This is a genomic window from Saprospiraceae bacterium, assembly GCA_016710235.1.
GTDB lineage: Bacteria > Bacteroidota > Bacteroidia > Chitinophagales > Saprospiraceae > Vicinibacter.
Genome location: JADJLG010000001.1, coordinates 442,596 through 466,629, shown reverse-complemented (window position 1 = coordinate 466,629; position 24,034 = coordinate 442,596). Strand labels below are relative to the sequence as shown.

Here is a 24,034-nt window from a genome sequence, read left to right as displayed (position 1 = left end):
AAAACCTTGTAAAAATTATTCCGGATATTAGTTTTTTTTTAAATTTGAATCGGAATTTTTGCTTGAGCCCTTCAGTGCTCAAGTATTGAGACAAGTTATGATCGATGCCCGGAATCCATACTATAAGCTATTTGGCGAGTATTATACACAGGAGACCTGTATCAATGGAATAGTAGGAATGCAAGCTCGTGAGAAAAATTCATTTGAAGTGTTTCTGTCTCCAAATCCTGTCAGTAACAGATTATTGGTAACTTGTAAAGATCAATCTGATTTTGATTTACCACATGTGATTGAAGTATGGAATAGCCTGGGTAATAGAGTGAGCGTAGATATCATTAAAGGAGATCATTTACAATATGAAGTGGATGTAGATCATTTGACTAGTGGAGTATATTTTATATCAGTAGAGTATGAGGGCATTCAAAAAGTGCTCAGATTTGTTGTGAATCACTAAGATTATTTTCAAGGAGGTCATCTTGATGGCCTCCTCATTTTTAAAATATCGTAAAAATGAAAAATTTCATTGTCAGTATTTTTATTCTCAACACTTTTATTTGTCTTACTTTGAATTCCCAACCCTTTCAGTATGAGTGGGCGAGATCATTTGGTGGTGATCAGTCTGAATATCCAAGGCTCATGAAAGTTGACAAAAACGGAGATATCTACATATTGAGTGACACGGATTCAGAACATTTTTCTGTGGATGACAGGTTTCACTTCAGATGGCTGAACTCTTCCGCCAGATTTAGCGCATTTATACTCAAGTATTCCAGGAGTGGAAGCCTGCTCTGGGGGAAGGCCATTAGACCGGAATCTGCGGTTCAGGCTTTAGGCCTTACTGTATTAGAAGATAACAGCATTGTCATCTCGCTCTGTCATGGGGGGAATTTGTATCTGGACAGTATATTAATAAGCAAGAGTGCGGATTTTAGCTACAGAAATGTTATTATCAAGCTGAGCAGCAAGGGTGAGTTGATGAATAAAGAAGAATTTTATAGCAATATTGAAGTTGATAATAGTGGAGGAATCGAATCGGATCGCAATGGAAATTTGTATCTCATCTCAAAGAGCCGAGGTCATCTCTTGAATTCCAAGGGAGATACTTTATATAGATCTAATCTGGCTGTTGGGTATAATTTTTTTCTCATTAAAATGGACAGCAATTTCAATATATTATGGATGAAAACGATCTACAACAATAGTATCTATTTATTTGATATAAAGATAGATCTTGAGGATAATATTATAGTTTGTGGGTTGTTCGAGGGAAGAGATCTAAAGATTGATTCATTTGGTGTAAAAAATTCAGAAACTATATATCATCCTATAGTCGGTTTAGGGGACCTTGAAATATTTTTGTTAAAACTCTCAGCTGAGGGCAGGGTGCTGTGGCTGAAGACAATACAAGGAAAAGATAATGAATATACTTCGTATGGAAGCATTACTTTTGATGAAGAAAATAATATCTATTTTTCAGGAGCTTTTGAGAGCGATACCTTGAGATTTAATCCTATCACATCTTTGTATAAACAAAGTAATCCATTGGATCACTTTGACATATTTTATACAAAGTATGACAAGAGTGGAGAATGTGTATGGGCCAGGCAAATCATGAATGGATATGGTGGAATTGAAGATGTGAGTTCGCATTTGTTGGGCAATAATTATCTGGTCATTACCGGCAATTATTTCTCTTCACATCTGCTATTCGGAAGCACAGATTTGGAAAATAGAGGCGAGGATGACATATATGTTTTACTGGCGCGAAATAACGGAGAGATCCTCGGAGGAGTCACAATTGGTGAAGAAGGGCGTGAGAGTAGTTTTCAAATTGCATCTGATGCAAACCAGGTCTATATTCTAGGTTCATTTGGAAGTAAGGAGCTCAGGTTCGGAGATGGGTATATACGCAACGACACAACCACCGGAAAATTGGACGGATTATTTATAAAGTACCACCTCGACTCTCTTCTTTCTGTGGACGACAAAGAGGTGTCCATGGATGGATCGGTAACTATCTACCCGAATCCGGCATCAGAAAGTATCACTGTGCAGCTTGAAGCCCCATCTCATGAGGTATTGATGTATTATAATCTTTACACCATAAATGGCTTGTTTGTGAATTCAGGAATCTTACAAGGGAATCCGGCAGAGATTTCAGTCAGGTATTTACCTGCAGGAACTTACATCATAAAGGGAGCTACCCGTAAAGGAAAAAGATATGTAGGTAGATTTATAAAGAATGGTGAATAATTAAAATCTTTTTCAACAAACATAAAATCACTCAGTGAGCTGATATTCTGAATTCCTTAGTTGAATTAAAAATATTTACTCACATCCAGGTAATTATTGACGTAATCAGATATTGCCCTCTGAAATGTCCAGTCAGACCTATAATGGATCGCATGTCTGAGTTTATTCATATCAGCTTCAGTGAAATTCTGATATGACTTCATGAGGTGGTCAGGCATGTCCATGTACTCAATATTTGTCTCCATACCCAGTGCCTCAAAAATTCCTTTTGCCAATTGATTAAAACTATGTGCTGTGCCGGTCCCCAGATTATAAATACCGGATTGTATTCTGTTCTTGTAGAGCGTATAGATCGTCTCTACTATTTCTTTTACATAAATAAAATCCCTTTTTTGCTCACCATCTGAAATATTGGAATCATTAGATTTGAATAGTCGAATTTTTCCCGTGTTTTTTATTTGATTATAACCGTGGTAAATGACACTGGCCATTTTATTTTTATGGTATTCGTTTGGTCCGAATACATTAAAAAACTTTAAGCCGATCCAATATGGGGGAAATTGCACTTGTCTGAGGATCCACTCATCCACGATTTGCTTAGACCATGCATATGGATTCAATGGTTCCAATTTTGGAATTAAATCATGATGATCACTATATCCATGAGTACCATCTCCATAAGTAGCAGCGCTGGAAGCATAAATGATCGGAATGTTTTTATGAACACAAACTTCCCACAATTTTTTTGTAAAACTGATATTGAGCTTTTCAAAAATGTTTTCATCATACTCCATGGTGTCCGTTCTTGCACCTATATGCACAACGAAGGAAATATTGTCTTCGGTCTGTTGTAACCACTCCGAAAATCCATCTCTGTCGATGTATTGCAAATATTCTTTACCATCAAGTACGGCATGATATTTTTTATTTGCCTCATCCACTAGAATCAAATCTTTGTGTCCCATGGTATTGAAGTAACCCACGAGGCAAGAACCAATAAATCCTCCGGCACCGGTGATGACTATCATTGCATATAGGACTCAGTTGGTGGGCAAATGCAAACCAGGTTTCTATCTCCATGCGCATTGTTTACTCGTCCAACTTGAGGCCAGAATTTTTGTCCATGTGCTTGATAAGCTGCCGGAAACGCAGCTTTCTGCCTGCTATAAGGTTTGTCCCAGCTATCTGCAGTAATGAGTTGCACTGTATGCGGTGCATTTGAAAGAACATTGTTATCAGCAGGATACTCTCCTCTCGCGATTTCATCTATTTCTTCCCGGATCAACAATAATGCATCACAGAATCTGTCAAGTTCAGCTTTGTCCTCAGACTCCGTTGGTTCTATCATGATGGTTCCTGCGACCGGAAAAGACAAGGTAGGTGCATGGAATCCGTAATCCATCAGTCTTTTGGCAACATCTTCTGCACTCACACCAACATCTTTATAAGGGCGCAGATCGACGATAAGCTCATGAGCAACTCTGCCATTCGCTCCGGTATAGAGGATCTTATATTTGTCTTTCAACCTTGCAGCAATATAATTTGCATTTAATATGGCATGCTTGGTGGCTTTGGTCAGACCATCAGGACCTAACATTCTTATATAAGCATAAGAAATGAGCAAAATACTTGCACTACCATACGGTGCTGCAGAAACTGAAGGTACCCCGGGACCATTCACCATTTGTGGATAAAACTCATGTCGGGGCAGAAAAGGCTTCAGTGTGTCGTTACAACAGATGGGACCCACCCCCGGGCCGCCTCCCCCATGAGGGATGGCAAAAGTCTTGTGTAAGTTGAGGTGACATACATCAGCACCAATATTGGCTGGATTCGTGAGGCCAACTTGTGCATTCATGTTGGCTCCATCCATATACACCATACCTCCATACTGATGAATGATATCGCAAATCTCTTTGATGGAAGTTTCGAACACTCCATGCGTGGATGGATAAGTGACCATCAAACAAGCCAATCTATCTTTATAAAGTTCCGCTTTCTGGCGGATATCATCTACTATGATATTCCCATTTTCGTCGCATGCTGTCACAACCACCTGCATACCTGCTATAACTGCTGAGGCAGGGTTAGTACCATGAGCTGACGAAGGGATCAATGCTACATCGCGATCCATATCAGATCGGCTTTCGTGGTAAGCTTTGATCGCCAGTAGGCCAGCAAACTCGCCCTGAGCACCTGAATTGGGTTGAAGAGAACAGGCGGTAAACCCGGTCACCTCACAGAGATACTGCTCGAGTTCATGAATGATTTGCAGATAAGCCGGAACTTGATCTTGAGGTGCAAATGGATGTATATTGCTGAATTCCGGCCAACTTACGGGATAAAGTTCTGTTGCAGCATTGAGCTTCATCGTACAAGAACCCAATGAAATCATTGAATGTACCAACGAAAGATCTTTGTTTTCAAGGCGTTTGATATATCTCATCAAACTGGATTCAGTTTGGTTTGTATTGAACACATCGTGGGTCATGTACTCTGAACTACGGATGAGCGGCTGAGGGATATTCAAGCCCGCTGAAGGTATGACAAGACTACTTTCTTTTTTGCCCATGGCAGCACTGAAAATATCAGTTATTGTTTTGAGTTCATCTGCCGTGGCTGTTTCGTCCAAGCTGATTCTTATACTGTCTCCGCTATACCCAAAATTGTAACCTGCAGATTCCGCCAAAGACTTCACTTTCTCGCGGAGATCCGAATCTGCTTTTATACTGACTGTATCGAAGAAATTGTCTTCCTGAATGCTATATCCACTTGTACTCAAGACTGACGCCAATGCTACACTCATATCATGAACACGACGCGCTATAGCATAAAGTCCGTCCGGACCATGGTATACACCATACATCGATGCCATAATGGCCAGGAGTGCCTGAGCCGTACAAATATTAGAGGTGGCCTTTTCCCTCCGGATATGCTGTTCACGAGTCTGTAGAGCCATGCGAAGGGCACGATTACCTTGTTCGTCAATTGATACCCCAATGATTCTACCCGGCATAATTCTCTTGAATTCTTCTCGGGTGGCAAAAAAAGCTGCATGAGGTCCTCCAAAACCCATAGGCACACCGAACCTCTGACTGTTTCCCAAAGCGACATCTGCTCCAAGTTCGCCGGGCGATTTCAACAAACATAGAGCAAGTAAATCTGTGGCCAATGCTACGTTGCATCCTTTGGCTTTAGACATCTGTATGAAAGTCTGGTAATCATGAATTGCCCCCCTTTTGTCAGGATACTGTAAGAGGACGCCAAAACATTTTTCCGGCAACTCCATTTTTCTCCAATCTCCAACTATTATTTCTATCCCTTGAGGCCAGGCTCTCGAGCGCAGCACGTCGATGGTCTGATCGAAAACATTGTGATCCACAAAAAATTTGTCAGGGGATTCTTCTTTGTTTTTCTTTTCATTTGCATGGAAAAACATCAGCATCGCCTCTGCAGCTGCTGTGCCTTCATCCAAAAGCGAAGCATTGGATATCGGCAAACCTGTAAGGTCAGATATCATCGTCTGAAAATTCAACAAAGCTTCCAATCTCCCTTGGGAAATCTCAGCCTGATAAGGTGTGTACTGAGTGTACCAACCCGGATTTTCAAATACGTTGCGACGCACTACAGATGGTGTGATCGTACCATAGTACCCCTGTCCGATAAAGCTTCTATACACTTTATTTTTTTGAGCATTGATTTTGAGCTGATTGAGATAATCGAATTCAGAACTTGCTGGTGGTAGTTGTAGTTTTTTGTTGAGTCTTATCTGAGCGGGAACAGTTTGGTCTATCAATTCATCCAAACTGGATACTCCCAGTTGTCTTAACATTTGCGCCAGAGCGGGTCCGGTAGTGCCAATGTGTCTGTTTTCAAATCGATCATTTCTTTCAAAAGAAGCCATACTTTATTTTTAGGCCGCTAAATTAAACATTCAATATAAATTCGCCAACCAAATGCAAAACCACATTGCATCTCAAACGCTGAATCAAGCCTTCTTCGCATCTGAAGATGTAGTGGGCATTGCATCCGAGTTGATAGGATGCCTTCTGATTTCAGAAATTGAAGGCAAAATTTGTAGTGGAAAAATAACTGAATGTGAGGCTTATCGAGCTCCCGAAGATCGGGCAAGCCATGCTTTCAACTGGCGTCGCACTCAGCGAAATGAAACAATGTACGATGAACCGGGCACAATTTATATGTACATCTGCTACGGAATCCATCGGATGCTGAATGTTGTCACAGGGCCAAAAAATCTGCCTCATGCGATTTTGATTAGATCCATACAGCCTGTAGAAGGTCAGGAATGGATGTTGGCAAGAAGGTCTATGAAATCGATTCATCCGAGTTTATGCTGTGGCCCGGGCAATTTATCCGTGGCCTTAGGCTTGGGTATGGACTTGAATGGTTTAAAATTTGGGGATCAATCCCCCTTGAGAATTGCAAAACGATCTCCGGAAATAAATACGGACATGATTACAGCGACACCTCGAATAGGAGTTGAAAGTGCGGGCGAGTCAGCTTCCTGGCTATATAGATTTGTACTGAATTCATCTCAGTTTTATAGTGCTAAATCTTTCACAGCAAAGTATTTGTAAATTTTTTCAGGTTTGGTACTTATACTTTTTCGAGTCCAAGCCACTTTGTGAGATTTGGTGCTTGACAAGTTTTCATTTTTTCGAAAAGGCGAATAAAATCAGAATCCACAATGATCAGAGAATGATGTTCTTTTTTGATAAATCCCTTTTCCAACAAACTGTCTGCCATGTTTAGGATTGGGTCAAAAAATCCATTGATATTGAGCAAGCATACGGGTTTAGTATGTAAACCCAGTTGAGCCCAGGTCAGTACCTCAAAAAATTCGTCCAATGTTCCAAAACCTCCAGGCAGTGCAATTACAGCATCACACATTTCATACATTAAGCTTTTTCTTTCATGCATCGTCCCAACCTGAATCATTTCGGTGATGGCATCATGAGCTACTTCTTTAGTTTTTAGAAAACCGGGTATGACCCCGACGACTTCCGCACCAAACTTCAGAGCAGCATCTGCAACGATACCCATGATACCTAGTTTAGCTCCTCCATAAATTAGCTTGATTTTATGTTGCCCGATATATTCACCAAAAGTTCGGGCTGTATCTTGTAGCAGCTGGTCATTGCCGGAATTGGAGCCACAGAAGACGGTGATGTTTTTTATTTCGCGATACATATCAGGAGTAGTTTGTGATACAGATAAAATTAAGCAAAGATTTAATTTTTATCAAACTGAAAGTCCCAAATGTCGTAAAATCTCTCGTACACTTATTCCGGAATCATTAAATTGCTTTTTACTTATACCAAATAAAAATTGGCATTTCAAATGACTTTTTTGTGATAATAGGAGGAATTTGTGGCTTACCACTTTTTAGATATTGTCTCTGATCGTTACTCGTGAAATTAATTTGAAGAGTCTCCGGGGTGAAAGAAGTTATCAATGTGTAAATCATCCTATTTTCTTGGTCTTTCGCTCCGTATACTGTATTTTTGCAGCGTTTTTTAGAAAAAAGGGTTTATCCCATGAAAAAAACGATTAAACTATTCTTGATTTTGATGGCCTTTGGCTGGACAGCGATGGACGCACAGTCACACGATGGCCCTCAACACTCTTCTCCTGCCTCAGAAGAAGTAGATCCTCATGCTGGACACGACCATGGTCCGGGGGAACAACATGAGATGCCAGCGGAGGGAGTTTCCCATGATGCAAACCAAGATGCTCATGCACAAGGGGATCATCACGAGGAGTTTAGTGCAGACGCTACGGCATTCCATCATATTTCTGACCTGAATGTATATAGTATTGGTCCCTGGAATTTTCCTTTACCCTGCATTTTATACGCCCCGACTCATGGATGGTCTGTGTTTTCGTCTTCAAAATTTGATATAGACGATGCACATCATGGTACTGGTCATAAAGCCGTGGATGGATATGTGTTGTATAAAGGAAGAGTTCAGAGAGTGGCAGATCCATCTTTCCCGAAAGGCGAATTGGCGATTGGCGAGATCCATACAGAAGAAGTAACGGATGACAAAGGAGTGAAGAAAGAAAGACAATTCGTAGAATATAATGGGCAATCCTTTGCACTTGACAAATCCAGCACTGCTGATGGTGGATTGTTTGGTGGAGGAGTGACATCTTTTTTTGACTTTTCAATTACTAAGAATGTGATGGCCATGTTCATCGTTTTTGCATTATTGGCCTGGCTTTTCATATCGATGGCTCGAGCATACAAAGCTGCTCCGGGTACAGCACCGAAAGGAGCACAGAAATTATTCGAACCTTTGATCAGTTTTATTCAAGATGAAGTAGCAAAACCTTTTATAGGACCTAAGTACGTGAATTACATGCCACTATTGCTCTCTATATTTTTCTTTATTTTGGGATTAAATCTATTTGGTCAAATTCCATTTTTTGGAGGTGCTAATGTGACCGGTAATTTAGGGTTTACTATGGTGTTGGCGCTGATCGTTTTTGTGGTTGTTAACATCAATGGCAATAAGCATTACTGGCAACACATTTTTAATATGCCGGGTATTCCGGGTTGGATTAAAGTATTGATCACACCGATTGAGATACTCAGTGTATTCATCAAGCCGATCACATTGATGCTCCGATTGTTTGCCAATATCACAGCTGGGCATATTGTGATTTTGATATTCATCTCATTGATATTTATTTTTGGAAAAGCAGGTGCCAATCCTGGTGCTGCATGGGGCGCATCCATAGCATCAGTATTGTTGGCATTATTTATATCCGCGATTGAATTATTGGTAGCATTTATTCAAGCATACGTGTTTACACTTTTGACCGCTTCCTATATTGGAGCGGCCACAGAAGAACATCACCATGCTGAAGAAGCTGACCATCATTGAATTTTATTGTAAACCATTATAAACTAACCAATTATGGGTTCTATTGTAGCAATTGGAATGGGTCTTGCAGCGATTGGTGCAGGAATCGGAGTAGGAAACATCGGAGGCAAGGCTATGGAAGCTATAGCTCGCCAGCCTGAAGCTATCGGTGATATCCGTGCCAACATGATCTTGACAGCAGCTCTTGTTGAAGGAGCAGCTTTGATCGCTATCTTGATGGCGTTCCTTGCGAAGTAAATGACAAAAAGCCGGATACAGGACGGTTGGTCTCTGTATCCGACTTCTATTTTTAAAAATCAGATAGTTCAACCTTTACAAGACAAGTAAAATAATCATGGAACTTTTATACATAGTTGCCGGACTGGATTTTAGCGTGATCAAGCCGGATTTTGGATTGTTAGCTTGGGCTACAATCGTCTTTATCATATTTTGGTTGGGTATAGGAAAACTTGCCTTCAGGCCCATAGTCAATGCATTGAACTCCAGGGCTTTGGATATACAAAACTCATTAGACGCTGCAAGCAGAGCTAAAGAAGATATGAAACATCTCATTTCTGAAAATGAGAAAATAGCTGCTGAAGCGAGAGAAGAAAAAGCATTGATCATTAAAGAAGCAAAAGAAGCAGGCAATCAATTGGTCGCTGAAGCCAAAGAAAAAGCTAAAGAGGAGGCCCATCGTATTCTGGTCAATGCTAAAAATGAGATCGAAAATGCTAAGAAAGCAGCAATTGTAGATGTGAAAAATCAGGTAGGAACATTAGCTATCGATATCGCTGAAAAAATCATGCGCAAGGAATTGGCATCCAATCCACCACAACAGGAGTATGTCAAAAAATTGGTAGACGAAATTAAATTGAACTAATCATGGCGTTCCATAAAGTAGCCTCACGATATGCAAAATCATTGCTTGATCTAGCCAAAGAACAAGGCAATGTAGCCGGTGTATATGAAGACATAAAAACCTTTATGCAGGCGGCACAGAATCGGGAGTTCTACCTTTTTCTCAAGAGCCCGGTGATCAAAGCAGACAAAAAAGAAAAGATCTTTCAGGAATTGTTTCAGGGAAAAATTCAAGATCTGACATTCAAGTTTATGCAACTCTTGATCCAAAAAGGTCGCGAATCTTTGTTGCCAAGTATTGGTACCGCATTTGTTGATTTGTACCAGCACCTTCATAAGATTAGACCCGCTACCCTGTACGCTGTGGAGCTTATGAATGATGATCAACTTGCACATTTACAAAGTAGTTTTCAGAGCTGGCTGGAGCCCGGTGAGAAAATGGAAATACAACAAAAAAGCCGACCTGATCTCATCGGAGGATTTATCCTCGAAATGGGAAATCAACTCTATGACGGTAGCGTAAAGCGTCAATTGGAAATTATGAAAACATCTCTTTACGATAAATCATATATCAACTTAGTCGAAAAAAAATAATCTCTTTTTCATCAATAAAAAGAATCCATCATGGTATCAATAAGACCCGAAGAAATATCATCCATCCTGAAACAACAAATTTCAGGTGCAAATACTGCTGCTGAATTAGAAGAAGTAGGAACCGTACTCCAGGTAGGAGACGGAATTGCACGCGTTTATGGATTGACAAATGCACAAGCAGGAGAGCTCGTTGAGTTTGAAACCGGAGTGCAAGCAATCGTACTTAATCTTGAAGAAGACAATGTGGGTGTGGTATTGATGGGACCTTGGAATGGAATCAAAGAAGGTTCTAAAGTACGACGAACTCGAAAAATTGCTTCTATCGAAGTAGGGGAAGGATTCTCAGGTAGGGTGGTAAACCCATTGGGTCAGCCTATTGATGGAAAAGGGCCCATATCAGGCGTAAAGTATGAAATGCCAATAGAACGCAAAGCACCGGGAGTTATCTTCCGACAACCCGTCAACGAGCCCCTCCAGACTGGTATCAAGGCGATAGATTCGATGATTCCAATCGGAAGAGGTCAGCGTGAGTTGATCATTGGGGACAGACAAACCGGAAAAACAGCGATAGCCCTGGATACCATTATCAATCAGAAAGAATTTTATGATCGCGGTGAACCCGTTTATTGCATCTATGTCGCATCAGGACAGAAAGCTTCTACAGTGGCCAAAGTTGCCAAAACTCTGGAAGATTATGGTGCAATGCCTTACACGACCATAGTTTCAGCCTCCGCCTCTGATCCGGCTCCATTGCAGTTCTTTGCACCTTTTGCAGGAGCAGCTATCGGGGAATTTTTCAGAGACACTGGGCGCCCTGCTTTGGTGATTTATGATGATCTTTCTAAGCAGGCAGTAGCGTATCGCGAAGTTTCGCTATTGTTGAGAAGACCTCCGGGACGCGAGGCTTATCCTGGAGACGTATTTTATCTGCACTCAAGATTGTTGGAGAGAGCTGCAAAATTGATCAATAATGATGAGATCGCCCGCAATATGAACGACCTACCGGAGTCTCTCAAAAAGGCAGGTATCGTTAAAGGTGGTGGATCATTGACCGCATTACCTATTATTGAAACACAGGCAGGTGACGTATCGGCATATATCCCAACCAATGTGATTTCTATCACTGATGGCCAGATATTCCTTGAGTCAAATCTATTTAATTCCGGTATCAGACCTGCGATCAACGTTGGTATTTCGGTATCTCGTGTGGGTGGTAACGCACAGATCAAATCTATGAAAAAAGTGTCCGGTACCCTCAAACTTGATCAGGCACAATATAGAGAATTGGAGGCATTTGCAAAATTTGGTTCTGACCTCGACTCCGCAACAAAAGCAGTGTTGGATAAAGGAAAAAGAAACGTGGAAATCCTCAAGCAAGCCCAGTATAGCCCTGTAGCCGTTGAAAAACAAGTGGCCATGATTTATTTGGGCACAAACAATTTATTGAAAGACGTTCCTGTAGAAAAGATTAAAGATTTTGAATCATTGGTGATGACTGAACTCGACACTAAGTTTCCTCAGGTTTTGGAAAATTTCAGAAAAGGAAAGTTAGATGATGCAGATCTAAAAGTTCTGAAAGATGTTGCAACAGACCTCTCCTCACAATATCGCGTTTAAAGAGTCTTACTTTAGGTTTTAACCACAAGCTTTAATTTATATGGCAGCAAATTTGAAAGAAGTACGCAGTAGAATCAAATCCGTGATTTCTACACAGCAGATCACCAAAGCCATGAAAATGGTTTCTGCTGCCAAATTGCGAAAAGCGCAACAAGCCATAATTCAAATGAGACCATACTCCAACAAATTGAATGCGATGATGAAAAATATCATGACATATTCAGATGGTGAAGGTGCAGCAGAATATGCAAAAATCAGTTTGAATAAGAAACCGCTCCTCGTCATAATTACTTCAGATCGCGGGCTTTGTGGTGCATTCAACAGCAACATACTGAAACTAGTCCACAAAAGTATTTCAGACAATTATCAAAGCCACTTACTAACAGGAGACTTAACTGCTATTTGTATTGGTAAGAAAGGTTTCGAATACATGCGAAGGAGATTTCCTAAATGTCAGATCATTTCAGATCACCAGCATCTGTATCATGATTCAACATTTGAAAATGTTGTGAATTTGGCAGATAAATTGATGGAACATTTCAAATCAGGTACCTATGATCAGATTGAAATTTTTTATTCAAGATTTAAAAATGCAGCCACTCAGTTTCCGGAAAGAGAACAATATTTACCGGTTCCAAAAGTAGAAAAATCACAGTCAGAAAATAATACACCCAAACACAAACCGGATTACCTTTTCGAACCAAAACAAGACCAATTGTTGGCAGGCTTGATTCCTTCTATCCTTCAGGCACAACTGTACAAATGTATATTGGACACACAGGCTTCAGAACATGGGTCCCGGATGACTGCTATGGATAAAGCATCAGAAAATGCAGAAACAATGCTGGGAGAGTTAAAGATCAACTACAATAAAGCCCGACAAGAAGCAATTACCAAAGAATTATCAGAGATCGTTGGTGGTGTAGCCGCGCTTGCAGGATAAGTGATCCATAATCAATTTTAGCTTCTCATAAACATTATTCAACTGAAGAACAACATCTTGCTATTCTACAAGAGGTTTGATGTCAGTCCTGTAATTGATTTTAAAGTCGATTTTGTTTGCAAAAGATCTACAAAGTAAAATCTGGGCTGCTCTAACAATAATTATTGTTAGAGATATAAGGGATCTTATTCACCCCTTACTCTGTAGTACACATTGGTGTTCATATCATCCATGAGATGTAAAGAATCAGCGAATACTCTTACCGTATAGCCGTACTCAAATTCAGGGTAACGAATCACAAAAGAATCTTTTTCGAGCCTATAGGTGAAAGGTCTGAAATTACCTTCTTCATTAAAGTAAAAAAAGTCTTTGTCCAATTTGAAAGCGATGTCTTTATTTTTACCATATCGCCAGGAACCGGTCATGTTTTCACGAGTAATGTCTAAATATGGAGGTTGTTCAGTTTTTCCAGCAGATGCTTTTTCTTGTTTACAAGAAAAAAATAATGGAAACAATAACGCTAAATAAATAACGAATTTCATTTTGCCTGAGTTTATTCTAGCTCAAAGATATATTAATTTAATTTAAATATGTAGTGACTTGAAATAATAAAAGAAAAGTTCGAACAGCCTCATTTGTGAAATACTACTAGCTGTAGCAAATGATATCTGCCTCTAAGCAAGCTATAAATCCATGAAGTTGTAGAGCCAAGTGTCTTAAATGACCATATTTTGAAATAGATAGGTGACAGGGCTTAGAACTTAGCGTCTCAAGGATATTCCACAACAATTAAAATTCTACAATATGTTATTAGTCGTACAAGAAGTTGTGACAGATTCTACAGGTTATGTCGCAAAAATTATTGAATTGGCAGTTGAATTCGTTCCAAAGCTATTGGGAGCAGTAGCGATTTACTTATTTGGATCACTTATTATCCGATGGATAACGAGGATAGTAAAGAAAGCTATGGAGGCAAGACAGATAGATGCGTCACTGCAATCTTTTCTCGCGTCTTTGGTCAAAATCTCTTTGACCATTTTATTGATACTTACTGTGTTCGGAACGCTTGGAGTTCCATTAACTTCATTTGCAGCATTGCTGGCAGGTCTCGCTGTTGGTGTAGGTGCGGCACTCAACGGAACTCTGGGAAATTTCGCCGGCGGTGTAATGATGCTCATGTTCAAACCGTTCAAACTTGGGGACCTGATTGAAGCACAAGGACATTTGGGAACTGTATCAGAACAGGGAATTTTCAATACGATGCTCCTTTCTCCCGAGAATAAAACTATCATACTTGCCAATGGAGCTCTGTCCACAGGTACTATAGTCAATTTTACTACACATGGAAACTTAAGAGTGGATTTGGTTTTTAGCATTGATCCGGGTATGTCCATTGAAAAGGCACGTAAGGTAGCGATCGATACCATGTTGACTCATCCACTTGTACTCAAAACTCCTGCACCTGAAGTGAATGTGTTGAAAGTAGGTGATGGTATGGTCACTCTTGCCATTCGCCCTTATTGCGCTCAGGAAAACTATTGGGATGTTTACTTCCAAATTCAGGAAGCAATCAAATCAGCTTTTGACTCAAATGGAATTGCAGGACCGGTTCCTCATCGCGTCCTTATCAGCAAGCCGGCATAACTTGAAGGCTTTTGAGCTGAAAATTTTAAAATTATATATCATAAACCGGGTATTTGCAATGATGCACCATTGTACATATTCGGTTTTTTTTTATTTGATAATGAATTCTTGTTAACCAAACTGATGATAAATTAATGTAGATAGTCTATTGAGAATTGTTTGCCAAATAGATGACTTTATGAACAATCCTTTGATTTTTAAATTGATAAGCTTGGGGTTTTGAATTGCAATCGAGCCAATGAAATTGGAATTGAGGCAGCAATCCTACAATAAGCTAATTAATTATTTAAAGCAAATGAATGCGGATTTTGACTTTCAAAAGGATGTAGTAGAACTCAGTCAGGAGAAGCCTGTACTCGTAGATTTCTGGGCAGAGTGGTGCGGTCCATGTAAAATTTTGGGACCCGTGTTGGAGCAACTGGAGCAAGAATCAAATGGAAAATGGAAATTGGTAAAAATCAATACTGAGGATTTTCCTGAAATTGCCTCTTATTTCAGAATTCAAAGCATACCAAACTGTAAACTCATTTATCAAGGTAAGCTCGTAGATGAGTTTTCAGGTGCACTCCCAAAACCAGCAGTGAAAAAATGGTTGGACGACCATCTTGCAAAATTGCTTCCCCCTGAGGAAGAACCGGTTTCGGATGATTATGGAGATTGGATTACTGAATCACCACAGACTTATCCTAACAAGAATTTATTAGATAAAATAAACATATTTCTTCAAACTATCCCTGACCATCCAGCTGCAAATCTTGATGCGATAAAACACTTGGTGTTTTACGAGCCCGAAGCATCTATTCAAAAATTGAACTCGTTGAAGGATGTTAAAAATATTGAAGAACTCAAACAAGATTTTGATACAATTTCTTCATGGATGAATTTGGTTGCATCGGAGGAGAATGCAAACCACAATCTGCTGCAGGCACGCAAAAGTTTACTCGAAGGAAACGCTCAGCTAGCTATTGATATCATCATTGATACTGTCATGAAAAATCCGGCGTTTCATGATCAATTACCAAGGCGTGTTGGGATTGCACTTTTTAGATTTTGGGGATCTCGGCATCCCTTAACTTTGGAAAACAGAAAGCTCTTTGATATGGCAATTTACTAATATGTGTAAAGAAGATTTGAGTTAAAATCAACTTTCTTTTTTCTGAAGGGATGTATAGTAATTTCGCACATCACTGTAAGATATTTTTTTATGAGCGAAATATGTTTCGATTTGATTGTGGTATGTTACAGGAATATTCAATTGGTTCAAAATATTGGCCAAATGCATTTTCATATGACCTTGCTGAATTCCGGTAGTTATCAATGATTTGACCGCAGCAAAATTTTGCATCAATCCTGTAGAAGCGGTTATCATCATCAATTCTTCAGCTCCGGGATTGCCCAATAATTCAAGAGATCGATTTGCCATGGGGTGAAGTTTAGTCAAACCTCCTACTGATCCCATAGCAAGAGGAATGTCAAGCCAGAAACGAAATAAATCATCATCAACTTCACAATCACTCAAGCTGCGATATTTTCCACTTCTCGAAGCATAAGCATGACCACAAGCTTCTATCGCTCTAAAATCATTGGCTGTAGCGAGCACAACAGCATCTATACCATTGAAAATTCCTTTATTGTGTGTCACTGCTCGATACGAATCTTCTTTGGCAATTTGGATTGCGGTAAAAAATTTATGTGCAAATTCCTGAGCTGGAATTCCTCCTGAAAATTCTCCAAGATCTTCTATCCTACAACTTACTTCTGCACGGACCAAACACTGCGGAGTATAATTGGACAAAATGCACATGATAATTTCTGAATGGCGTTCAGTCTCAGATAAACTTTCATGGGTTGCCAGAAATTGCTGTAAACTAATGGCGAATGATTCCAGGCAGCTGTTTATAAAATTTGCTCCCATCGAATCACAAGTTTCGAAGCTGACAAGAAACTGACAATAGTTTTCCAATTTTGGAAAATGTATCAATTGCATTTTCTTAACTCCTCCTCCCCTTGCTTCCATATTTTGAAGAATGTCTCTTGCATTTTCTTTCATCATTTGGAGCAATTCGGGAATCTGATGCTCTAACCAGGACTTGTTTCCTTTCCAATTGAAATGAATTTGGCCCAGTTTTTCTGTACCAAAAATTTTAGTCTGTATGCCTCCCCTGTCCATCCAATATTTGGCAGCCGAAGATGCAGCCGCAACAACAGAACTTTCTTCTATGACCATCGGAACACAATATGTTTTTCCGTTGATCAGGAAGTTAGGCGCTACACTGAGTGGAAGAGGAAAATTTGTTATTGTATTTTCTGCAAAACCGTCGAGGATTTTTTGTTGGTCTTCATTTTTATGCCAATAACTCATCAGTTCATGCATCACAATCTCAGGATCTTTAAAAAAATTTTCAACCATCCATTTGATTTTTCCACGTTTGGATAGTTTTGAAAATCCGCTGATTGTTTTTGATACCGGTATATGTGCGTTTTCAGCCATTTGCGGATTTTTTAAGTTTGAGAAACTGTTTGGCTAACAAAAAACCATTTATTTGAGCCTTTGTATATTCCCGGAGTTTTTCATAACTCTCAGTTGCCGCATACAAGAAAGGGGCTGCTTGTCCGTACATCGCAGGAATTTTACTCAAGGAAGTCAGATAGTATCCATCCAGAAAATTCTGAACACCACCGGAGATAATCAGTCTCAGATTTTTACCTGATATCTCTGGATATTCAACAAAAATTTGATTGCAAGATTGCGTCATTTCTTCTGCATCATGGCCAACAAAACAAATTGGTTCAAAATAGTTTTCATCATTTGTCCGCAATGATTCTAATTTTGAAAAATTTGTCCCTCCGAAAGCACCAAATTCAATCGCTGCAAGTGGTAATGAAAGTAAAGATAAAAGAGCCGACTTGCTCATGCCTTGACCAACCTCTTTGACTATCAATGGAAATTTTGAATATTCAATGGCTTTAAGAATGGTTTCCAATGCTGTTTCGCTCATTCGATCACCTTCTTTTTGCATCCATTCTTGAAGCGGGTTAACGTGAATGATCAGCCCATTAGCCTCTAGTCTAGATACCATATCTTCAACAAGATGCCAACTTCCATTCTTTATGGATTCATGTACTTGAACTATTCCGAGATTTGCGTACAAAGGTTGATTCCCTATAAATTTTCGAACATTAAAATCATCAAACGTCTCAGGATTTGTCAGAATTTTGCGACATGATCCCAGTCCCATTCCCAGTCCAAACTCAGCACACACTTCTGCCAACCTTTGATTAATGATTCTGGAATGTTCGGTACCTCCTGTCATGCTGGAAATCCATAATGGAAATTTCAAATCCGCTCCAGCTAAATGAATATGAATTTCATCCTCTGTTGTAGGATGTATTCCATTTATTGGATCATAGTCAAATCTGTCATCTTTCAAGTTAAAATTCACCTGAGATGCTTTCGCCAGATCAAGATGGTCTTTCTTTCGATCTCCACTATTCGTCATCATCAGTAAATTGCTGTTTCAAAGCAGATTTTAAATTTGTAGCAGGCCCAATGCAAAGGACAAATTCACCATGCATCTTAGGTATTTGAACTAGTTGCTGATAAACCTCTTCCAAACTACCATTAAAATATTTTTCATACAATTTACTGATTTCCTTTGCAATACTGCAATCGCGGTCTTTGCCAAAGATTTCTTTTAATTCTGCTATAGTTTTGACAATGCGATGTGGAGATTCATAAATGACTATAGTGACTGGAAGTTTAGATAAAAACTTCAGTTGGGTTGCTCGACCTTTTTTAGTGGGTAAGAAACCTTGGAAAAAAAATTTTTCACAAGGCAATCCGGATGCGCTGATTGCCGGAATAAGTGCAGTGGCGCCGGGCAAAGCAATTACTTCCATTCCTTCTTGTCTGCATGCGCGTACCAACAAGAATCCTGGATCAGAAATTGCAGGAGATCCTGCATCTGAGATCAATGCTATTTTTTTGCCACTTTGCAGTTCATGGATGATTGTTTCTACAGATTTGTGTTCATTGTTGAGATGAAATGATTTGTATGGAGTAGAAATGTCAAAGTTCCTGAGTAAAGTTTTGCTCACTCTTGTATCTTCTACAAGTATCAAATCTACTTCCTTGAGGGTTTGGATTGCCCTCATTGTCATGTCACCAAGATTTCCAATCGGAGTAGGAACCAAATACAACATCTTCAGGCAGAAGTTATTTGGAAAGTATAAGTTTCAGTGATTACGTTGGTCAATAATTTTTGACAAGCATCATGTATAAGTTTCTCAGCAGATTTTTCATCCGCTGCTTCAAATTTAACTTCTATATGCTTTCCCACTCGTACATCACTTATACCATGTAGGTCCATATGGTCCATGTTTCTAGCTACTGTTTTACCCTGTGGGTCAAGTAGTTCTTTGTGAGGCATAATATCAATTGAAGCCAAATACTGTTTCATTCGGATTTTATTTTATTGACGAAGTTTATTTTTATTCAAAAGAAAAAAGTAAAAACTATATAATACATAGAATAACATCCATGCACTGAAAATCAATCCAGGGGACTGATACAAAAAAAATGCAGCACATAGAAATAACAACCATAGCGGCCAATGTTTGCGGAACCACAATGTTGTCGGAATAAATTTTATGATTGAAAACACACTGATCATCATGAAAGACCAAAATGAAGAAAATGCCAAAAGTATCCACGGATTGTCGGATAAGATATGCGGAGTCGCCAACATAATACCTCCAAAAAATACAGCTACTACAGGTGTGGGCACTCCTTGAAAATCTGAAGGGGTTAAGTCCGTATTGATGTTGAATCGAGCAAGTCTCAGCGCGCTGAAAACTGGAATCATGAATCCCAAAAAAGCAAGGTAGCTTAATTCAGCTGGCAGAGTTTTCTGGAGTTGTAAAAGCACAAACACCCCAGGTAGTATCCCAAACGTTACCAGATCGGCAAATGAGTCCAACTGAACTCCAAACGGACCCTCTTTTTTCAATAATCTTGCCAGATATCCATCAAACAGATCAGCAATGAGCCCGATTAGAATACAAATAGCTCCGGTTTTGGGCTGCCCGCTAAATACGGCATGAGTTCCCACCAATCCGCTGGATAGGTTGATCAGTGTGAGAAGGTTGGGCAGTGAAAACATTAATCTACTTTAACGAACAAAGTTACTCAGACCATATGAAAAGCGGACATTTTGAACAAAATCCCTTGAAATATTGTAATTTTCGCATAAATTAATCTCGCGCAATAAGCTATTTTGCATCAAATTGCGTCTTAGTTGTACAAATAGTGCAAATGAAAATTATTCTACCTTATTTTATACTCTTGGTCAACCTGTTTGTAATAACTGGCGTGGTTGCCCAACCTGCTAATGACAATTGTCAAAAGCCCGAAAAATTGAGTGATGTTAGTAAGTATTGCAGTGCAGTCGGAGCCTTTACAACTGTTGGGGCTACGCCTAGTGGTTATGGGATTCCCAGTTGCTGGAACAGTTCAAACGGAGATGTTTGGTTTTCATTCAGAGCCTTCGCCAGTGATGTAAGTATTACCGTTATCGGAACCAATATCGTCAACAATAGTCCTGGTGGAACACTTGCATCCCCTCAGGTAGCTCTTTATTCCGGTGTATGCGGTGGTGTTATCTCCGAATTAAATTGCGGGTCAGATGCTACACGACAAGGTGTAATCACGATCTACGAAGGCGGTCTCATCATTGGGCAGGATTACTTACTGAGGATTGATGGTTTGAACGGAGCTTCAGGTACTTTTCAGCTCTGTATCAATAACTATTTTCCTCCAGCCCAGGCAGAACAAGATTGTAATCGGGCAACCGTCATCTGTGACAACTCTCCTTTTGTCAACAAGAGCTTTCAAGGTGCAGGATTAATTCGTGACGAGGGCAAAGGTAGCTGTCTTGGGGAGGGCGGTGGTGCTCAAGCATCAGAAATGCAGAGCACTTGGTATACCTGGAAATCAACTAGTCGATGTACCCTTACATTTTCAATAGCTCCACTGAATCCAGGAGATGATATTGATTTTGCCTTGTACGAACTACCCTCAGGCCTGCACAACTGTAATGATAAAAAACTGCTTCGTTGTAATGCAACGGCTCCGCCTTGTTCTCCAACAGGTAGAGCGCCATATGTTACAGGGCTAAGTCTCACCGAAAGGGATACAACCGAGAATTTTAATTGCGATGCCGGGGAAAATGCTTTCAGCAAATACCTCGTACTGGAAAAGGACAAATATTATTCTTTATTGATTAACAATTTTTCAGCAACAGGCATTGGTTTTGCTATGGAATGGGGAGGATGCGATTTTGCTGGTCCTGAACCGGCCTTTACTACGAATCCATCTTCAGGTCTTAGATGCGAGACCGATTTTATAATACAGGACAGTTCTGTGTTTGAAGGAGGAAGGATTACCAGGTATGACTGGAATTTTGGGAAGGACGCCATTCCACAGACTGGGACTGGGCCGGGTCCTCATAAAGTGAACTACTTTTCCTTTGGCGAAAAGTTTATCACCCTAACCGTTGAAACTGATTTGGGATGCAAAGTAACTGAGGTGAGGAGAGTTTTTGCTGAACCTTGTTGTGAAGACTTACCGGATTTGCTATTGTCGGTGGATAGTGTCCTGAATACGAAGTGCCATCAATCCAATGACGGTGCAATAGTAGTTAGGGGAGAGTTAGGCAATCCTTACATTGACCAGTCGACCAATCAGTCATTTTATCTTTTTTCCTTAGATAAAGAGAACTTTTTCCCTTTGAATAAATTTTCAAATTTGTCACCCGGGGTGTATAAAATATATATTCAGGATAGAAAAGGCTGCTTGGACTCTACTAATGTCACTATCACAGAGCCACCACCCATCATAGCTGATGCAGGTGCTGACAAAACTATCGATTTGGGTGATGAAATATTCGTCAACGGATCAGCATTGCCTAACCAAAATTACGAATATGAGTGGTCAGGGAATCACGACATTGAATGCAAAACTTGCCAGTCTTCCAAAGTGTTGCCACTTCAGGAAGGATATCTTGTTCTCAAAGTAGTAGATCAGAATGGATGTGAAGGATATGACTCACTATACATTCGTATCATTAAAAATTATGATGTCTTTGCTCCAAATGTATTTTCGGCAAATGGAGATGGAATAAATGATGTGTTTACTGTGTTTGGTAGTAAAGCTGTGAGATCCATTGAATATTTGCGGATTTATGATCGATGGGGAGAGGAAGTTTATCACGGTGCGAACCTTCCATTGGATGACCCTACTACAGGTTGGAATGGTGAGTTCAGAGGAAGTAAAATGAATCCGGGAGTATTTGCTTATGTGGTCAAGGTCAAATTTATCGACGGTTTTACCAAAGAAATTTCAGGGGAGTTTACCTTGTTGCGATGATGAGGGATTACACAATGATGTTGTTGTTGATAGTTTTTTTGTATTCCTGCAAAGAAGAGAGAAAAGAATGGTCCGATGAAGAAGCTGCCAGCTATGCCGACAAGGAGTATATCGAAAATGTAAAAATTATCTATAGTGATTCAGGAAATATCGTGATCAAAATCAAAGCACCTTTGATGATACGTCACACAAAACTCAATGAACACAAAGAGGAATTTCCAAATGGTTTTCTTGCTGAGTTTTATGATAAAAAAAATGTGTTACAAAATACACTCAGCTCTAAGTATGCTATTCGGAGTTTGGAAAGCAGAACCACTACCATGCAGGACAGTGTTTACTTTATCAATAACAGGGGAGAAACCATGCATAGTGCCGAGTTGATCTGGGATGAAAGAGAAGGCAAACTTTACACCGACAAATTCGTAAGGGTAACAAGAAAAGATGAAATCATTCAAGGGTATGGTTTCGAAACTGATGAGAAATTCCAGAAGAGTACAATGAAATATATTGATGCTCAAATTCCTGCGTCAAAACTTATCAAACCAGATGTGCTGAAATAAATATATGGGGACTTTTCTATTGATATTATTTTTTCTGGCCTTGACAGCTTTCTTTTCAGGTTCAGAGATCGCTTTCGTCAGTGCAAACAAACTTGCTATCGAAATTAAAAAAAGTCGAGGGAGTAGTAGCGGAAAAATACTTTCTATATTCTTTGACAATGCAGACGAATTTATATCGGTGATGATGGTGGGATTGAATATTTCATTGGTTACTCTGTCCTACCTCCTCACAGATTTTTTTACGAGCACTTTACATTTTCTTCCTGTCCGTGAAGGAGTTTTGATTTTATTGAATACATTTCTTGTCACCTTAGTGATATTAGTTTTTGGGGAGTTTTTCCCAAAAGCACTTTTTAGATTGTATGCAAATGATATTCTGATTCCTCTTGCTTATCCATTGTATTTTTTTTATAAACTTTTATCATGGCCGGCACGATTTTTATCATGGATTTCATCTTTTATCATACGTAGAGTGTTGGGTGCTTCTATGGAGAAAAATCAACAGCGATTCAATACCATGGATCTGGAGCATTTTATCCAGGGGCAGGTGCATATCTCGGATGAAGTCATTGACGCAGATATTTTTAAAAATGCGCTCAATCTCAGACAAATTAAGGTTAAAAATTGTATGATACCTCGTACTGAGATCGTCGCGATTGACGTACAGGAAAGTCTTGCTGATTTGCGTCAGGTATTTTCCGAATCAAGTTTATCCAAGATTATAGTAATTGATGGTGATATCGACAATGTTTTAGGTTACATTCATCATCAACAAATGTTTAAGGAGCACAAGACGATAAAGGCCATGGTGATGGATATGCCATTTGTTCCGGAAACTTTGAATGTTTATGATTTGATGTTGCGGATGAATAAATTGAGAATTTCAATGGCTTGTGTTGTGGATGAATTTGGTGGCACATCCGGCATCATTACACTGGAAGATATTTTGGAAGAAATATTTGGTGAGATCGAAGATGAACACGATAAGGAGGAGTTCATTGAAGAAGTCGTTTCGCCTTATGAATTTGTTTTTTCAGGAAGACTCGAATTGTCATATCTCAAACAAGAATTTGATATTGATTTGCCACCGGGAGAATACCAGACCTTATCAGGTTATATAGTGACGCAAAGTGGTAATATTCCGGAACAGGGTGATGAATTCATTTGGGATAATTATAAATTTATTTTAGAATCAGTAAGTGATACAAGAATTGAAAGAGTGCGCATCGTGAAGCAGAATTAATTT

The 24,034-nt window shown here is 39.5% G+C and carries 23 protein-coding genes; 14 read left to right on the top strand and 9 right to left on the bottom strand.

The window, feature by feature from the left end; genetic code table 11:
* Positions 1-97: 97 nt before the first annotated feature.
* Both IPI99_02025 and IPI99_02020 read left to right on the top strand, forming a co-directional pair.
* Positions 98-454 (top strand): T9SS type A sorting domain-containing protein, encoded by a 357-nt coding sequence (locus tag IPI99_02025; protein ID MBK7339289.1) that lies wholly within the window; start codon positions 98-100, stop codon positions 452-454.
* 56 nt (positions 455-510) lie between these two features.
* Entirely contained in the window at positions 511-2,253 is a 1,743-nt protein-coding gene (locus IPI99_02020) for a T9SS type A sorting domain-containing protein (GenBank protein MBK7339288.1), read from the top strand.
* A 65-nt stretch (positions 2,254-2,318) separates the two neighbouring features.
* Here IPI99_02020 and rfaD read toward each other — a convergent pair whose 3' ends face one another.
* On the bottom strand, positions 2,319-3,281 hold the full coding sequence (gene rfaD, locus IPI99_02015; protein MBK7339287.1) for an ADP-glyceromanno-heptose 6-epimerase: 963 nt from the start codon (positions 3,279-3,281) through the stop codon (positions 2,319-2,321).
* Positions 3,278-6,157, bottom strand: a complete 2,880-nt coding sequence (gcvP, locus tag IPI99_02010) for an aminomethyl-transferring glycine dehydrogenase (protein MBK7339286.1) — start codon at positions 6,155-6,157, stop codon at positions 3,278-3,280. The genes rfaD and gcvP overlap by 4 nt, the downstream gene beginning before the upstream one ends.
* 52 nt (positions 6,158-6,209) lie before the next feature.
* Between gcvP and IPI99_02005 the strand changes: the two genes are divergently transcribed.
* Positions 6,210-6,851, top strand: a complete 642-nt coding sequence (locus tag IPI99_02005) for a DNA-3-methyladenine glycosylase (GenBank protein ID MBK7339285.1) — start codon at positions 6,210-6,212, stop codon at positions 6,849-6,851.
* Between the two features lie 19 nt (positions 6,852-6,870).
* Here the strand turns inward: IPI99_02005 and IPI99_02000 are convergent, their stop codons facing one another.
* Entirely contained in the window at positions 6,871-7,464 is a 594-nt protein-coding gene (locus tag IPI99_02000; protein ID MBK7339284.1) for a TIGR00730 family Rossman fold protein, read from the bottom strand.
* Positions 7,465-7,967: 503 nt separating this feature from the next.
* Here IPI99_02000 and atpB point away from each other — a divergent pair.
* From atpB to atpG, 6 genes are all read left to right on the top strand, one after another.
* Positions 7,968-9,164, top strand: coding sequence for a F0F1 ATP synthase subunit A (gene atpB / locus IPI99_01995; GenBank protein MBK7339283.1), 1,197 nt, complete (start codon positions 7,968-7,970; stop codon positions 9,162-9,164).
* A gap of 33 nt (positions 9,165-9,197) precedes the next feature.
* Complete coding sequence (gene atpE, locus IPI99_01990) at positions 9,198-9,401, top strand: ATP synthase F0 subunit C (GenBank protein MBK7339282.1); 204 nt, start codon at positions 9,198-9,200, stop codon at positions 9,399-9,401.
* Between the two features lie 97 nt (positions 9,402-9,498).
* A complete protein-coding gene (atpF, locus tag IPI99_01985; protein ID MBK7339281.1) occupies positions 9,499-10,026 on the top strand; it encodes a F0F1 ATP synthase subunit B in 528 nt (175 codons plus the stop codon).
* A 2-nt stretch (positions 10,027-10,028) separates the two neighbouring features.
* The gene (gene atpH / locus IPI99_01980; protein ID MBK7339280.1) at positions 10,029-10,598 is read left to right on the top strand and encodes an ATP synthase F1 subunit delta; all 570 of its coding nucleotides are present in this window, start codon (positions 10,029-10,031) and stop codon (positions 10,596-10,598) included.
* Positions 10,599-10,628: 30 nt separating this feature from the next.
* Positions 10,629-12,215 (top strand): F0F1 ATP synthase subunit alpha, encoded by a 1,587-nt coding sequence (locus IPI99_01975; GenBank protein MBK7339279.1) that lies wholly within the window; start codon positions 10,629-10,631, stop codon positions 12,213-12,215.
* Between the two features lie 40 nt (positions 12,216-12,255).
* The gene (gene atpG / locus IPI99_01970; protein MBK7339278.1) at positions 12,256-13,158 is read left to right on the top strand and encodes an ATP synthase F1 subunit gamma; all 903 of its coding nucleotides are present in this window, start codon (positions 12,256-12,258) and stop codon (positions 13,156-13,158) included.
* Between the two features lie 185 nt (positions 13,159-13,343).
* Here atpG and IPI99_01965 read toward each other — a convergent pair whose 3' ends face one another.
* Positions 13,344-13,700 (bottom strand): hypothetical protein, encoded by a 357-nt coding sequence (locus IPI99_01965; protein ID MBK7339277.1) that lies wholly within the window; start codon positions 13,698-13,700, stop codon positions 13,344-13,346.
* 286 nt (positions 13,701-13,986) lie between these two features.
* On the opposite strand from IPI99_01965, the gene IPI99_01960 reads away from it, so the two are divergent.
* Positions 13,987-14,802 (top strand): mechanosensitive ion channel family protein, encoded by an 816-nt coding sequence (locus tag IPI99_01960; protein MBK7339276.1) that lies wholly within the window; start codon positions 13,987-13,989, stop codon positions 14,800-14,802.
* A gap of 238 nt (positions 14,803-15,040) precedes the next feature.
* Positions 15,041-15,916, top strand: a complete 876-nt coding sequence (gene trxA, locus IPI99_01955) for a thioredoxin (GenBank protein ID MBK7339275.1) — start codon at positions 15,041-15,043, stop codon at positions 15,914-15,916.
* 27 nt (positions 15,917-15,943) lie between these two features.
* Here trxA and IPI99_01950 read toward each other — a convergent pair whose 3' ends face one another.
* Genes IPI99_01950 through IPI99_01930 form a run of 5 tightly spaced genes read right to left on the bottom strand, consistent with a single transcriptional unit; the run spans position 15,944 to position 19,964 of the window.
* The gene (locus IPI99_01950) at positions 15,944-17,293 is read right to left on the bottom strand and encodes a hydroxymethylglutaryl-CoA reductase (protein ID MBK7339274.1); all 1,350 of its coding nucleotides are present in this window, start codon (positions 17,291-17,293) and stop codon (positions 15,944-15,946) included.
* On the bottom strand, positions 17,286-18,305 hold the full coding sequence (locus IPI99_01945) for a type 2 isopentenyl-diphosphate Delta-isomerase (protein MBK7339273.1): 1,020 nt from the start codon (positions 18,303-18,305) through the stop codon (positions 17,286-17,288). The genes IPI99_01950 and IPI99_01945 overlap by 8 nt, the downstream gene beginning before the upstream one ends.
* Complete coding sequence (rsmI, locus tag IPI99_01940; GenBank protein MBK7339272.1) at positions 18,292-19,005, bottom strand: 16S rRNA (cytidine(1402)-2'-O)-methyltransferase; 714 nt, start codon at positions 19,003-19,005, stop codon at positions 18,292-18,294. The genes IPI99_01945 and rsmI overlap by 14 nt, the downstream gene beginning before the upstream one ends.
* Positions 19,006-19,007: 2 nt before the next feature.
* Positions 19,008-19,262 carry a phosphoribosylformylglycinamidine synthase subunit PurS gene (gene purS, locus IPI99_01935; GenBank protein ID MBK7339271.1) on the bottom strand — a complete coding sequence of 85 codons (255 nt, stop codon included), beginning with the start codon at positions 19,260-19,262 and terminating at the stop codon, positions 19,008-19,010.
* 12 nt (positions 19,263-19,274) lie between these two features.
* Positions 19,275-19,964 carry a CDP-alcohol phosphatidyltransferase family protein gene (locus IPI99_01930; GenBank protein ID MBK7339270.1) on the bottom strand — a complete coding sequence of 230 codons (690 nt, stop codon included), beginning with the start codon at positions 19,962-19,964 and terminating at the stop codon, positions 19,275-19,277.
* Positions 19,965-20,116: 152 nt separating this feature from the next.
* Here IPI99_01930 and IPI99_01925 point away from each other — a divergent pair, with 152 nt between their 5' ends.
* Genes IPI99_01925 through IPI99_01915 form a run of 3 tightly spaced genes read left to right on the top strand, consistent with a single transcriptional unit; the run spans position 20,117 to position 24,031 of the window.
* Positions 20,117-22,228, top strand: coding sequence for a gliding motility-associated C-terminal domain-containing protein (locus IPI99_01925; protein MBK7339269.1), 2,112 nt, complete (start codon positions 20,117-20,119; stop codon positions 22,226-22,228).
* Positions 22,229-22,254: 26 nt separating this feature from the next.
* Entirely contained in the window at positions 22,255-22,788 is a 534-nt protein-coding gene (gene lptC / locus IPI99_01920; protein MBK7339268.1) for an LPS export ABC transporter periplasmic protein LptC, read from the top strand.
* Between the two features lie 4 nt (positions 22,789-22,792).
* On the top strand, positions 22,793-24,031 hold the full coding sequence (locus IPI99_01915) for an HlyC/CorC family transporter (protein MBK7339267.1): 1,239 nt from the start codon (positions 22,793-22,795) through the stop codon (positions 24,029-24,031).
* Positions 24,032-24,034 lie beyond the last annotated feature (3 nt).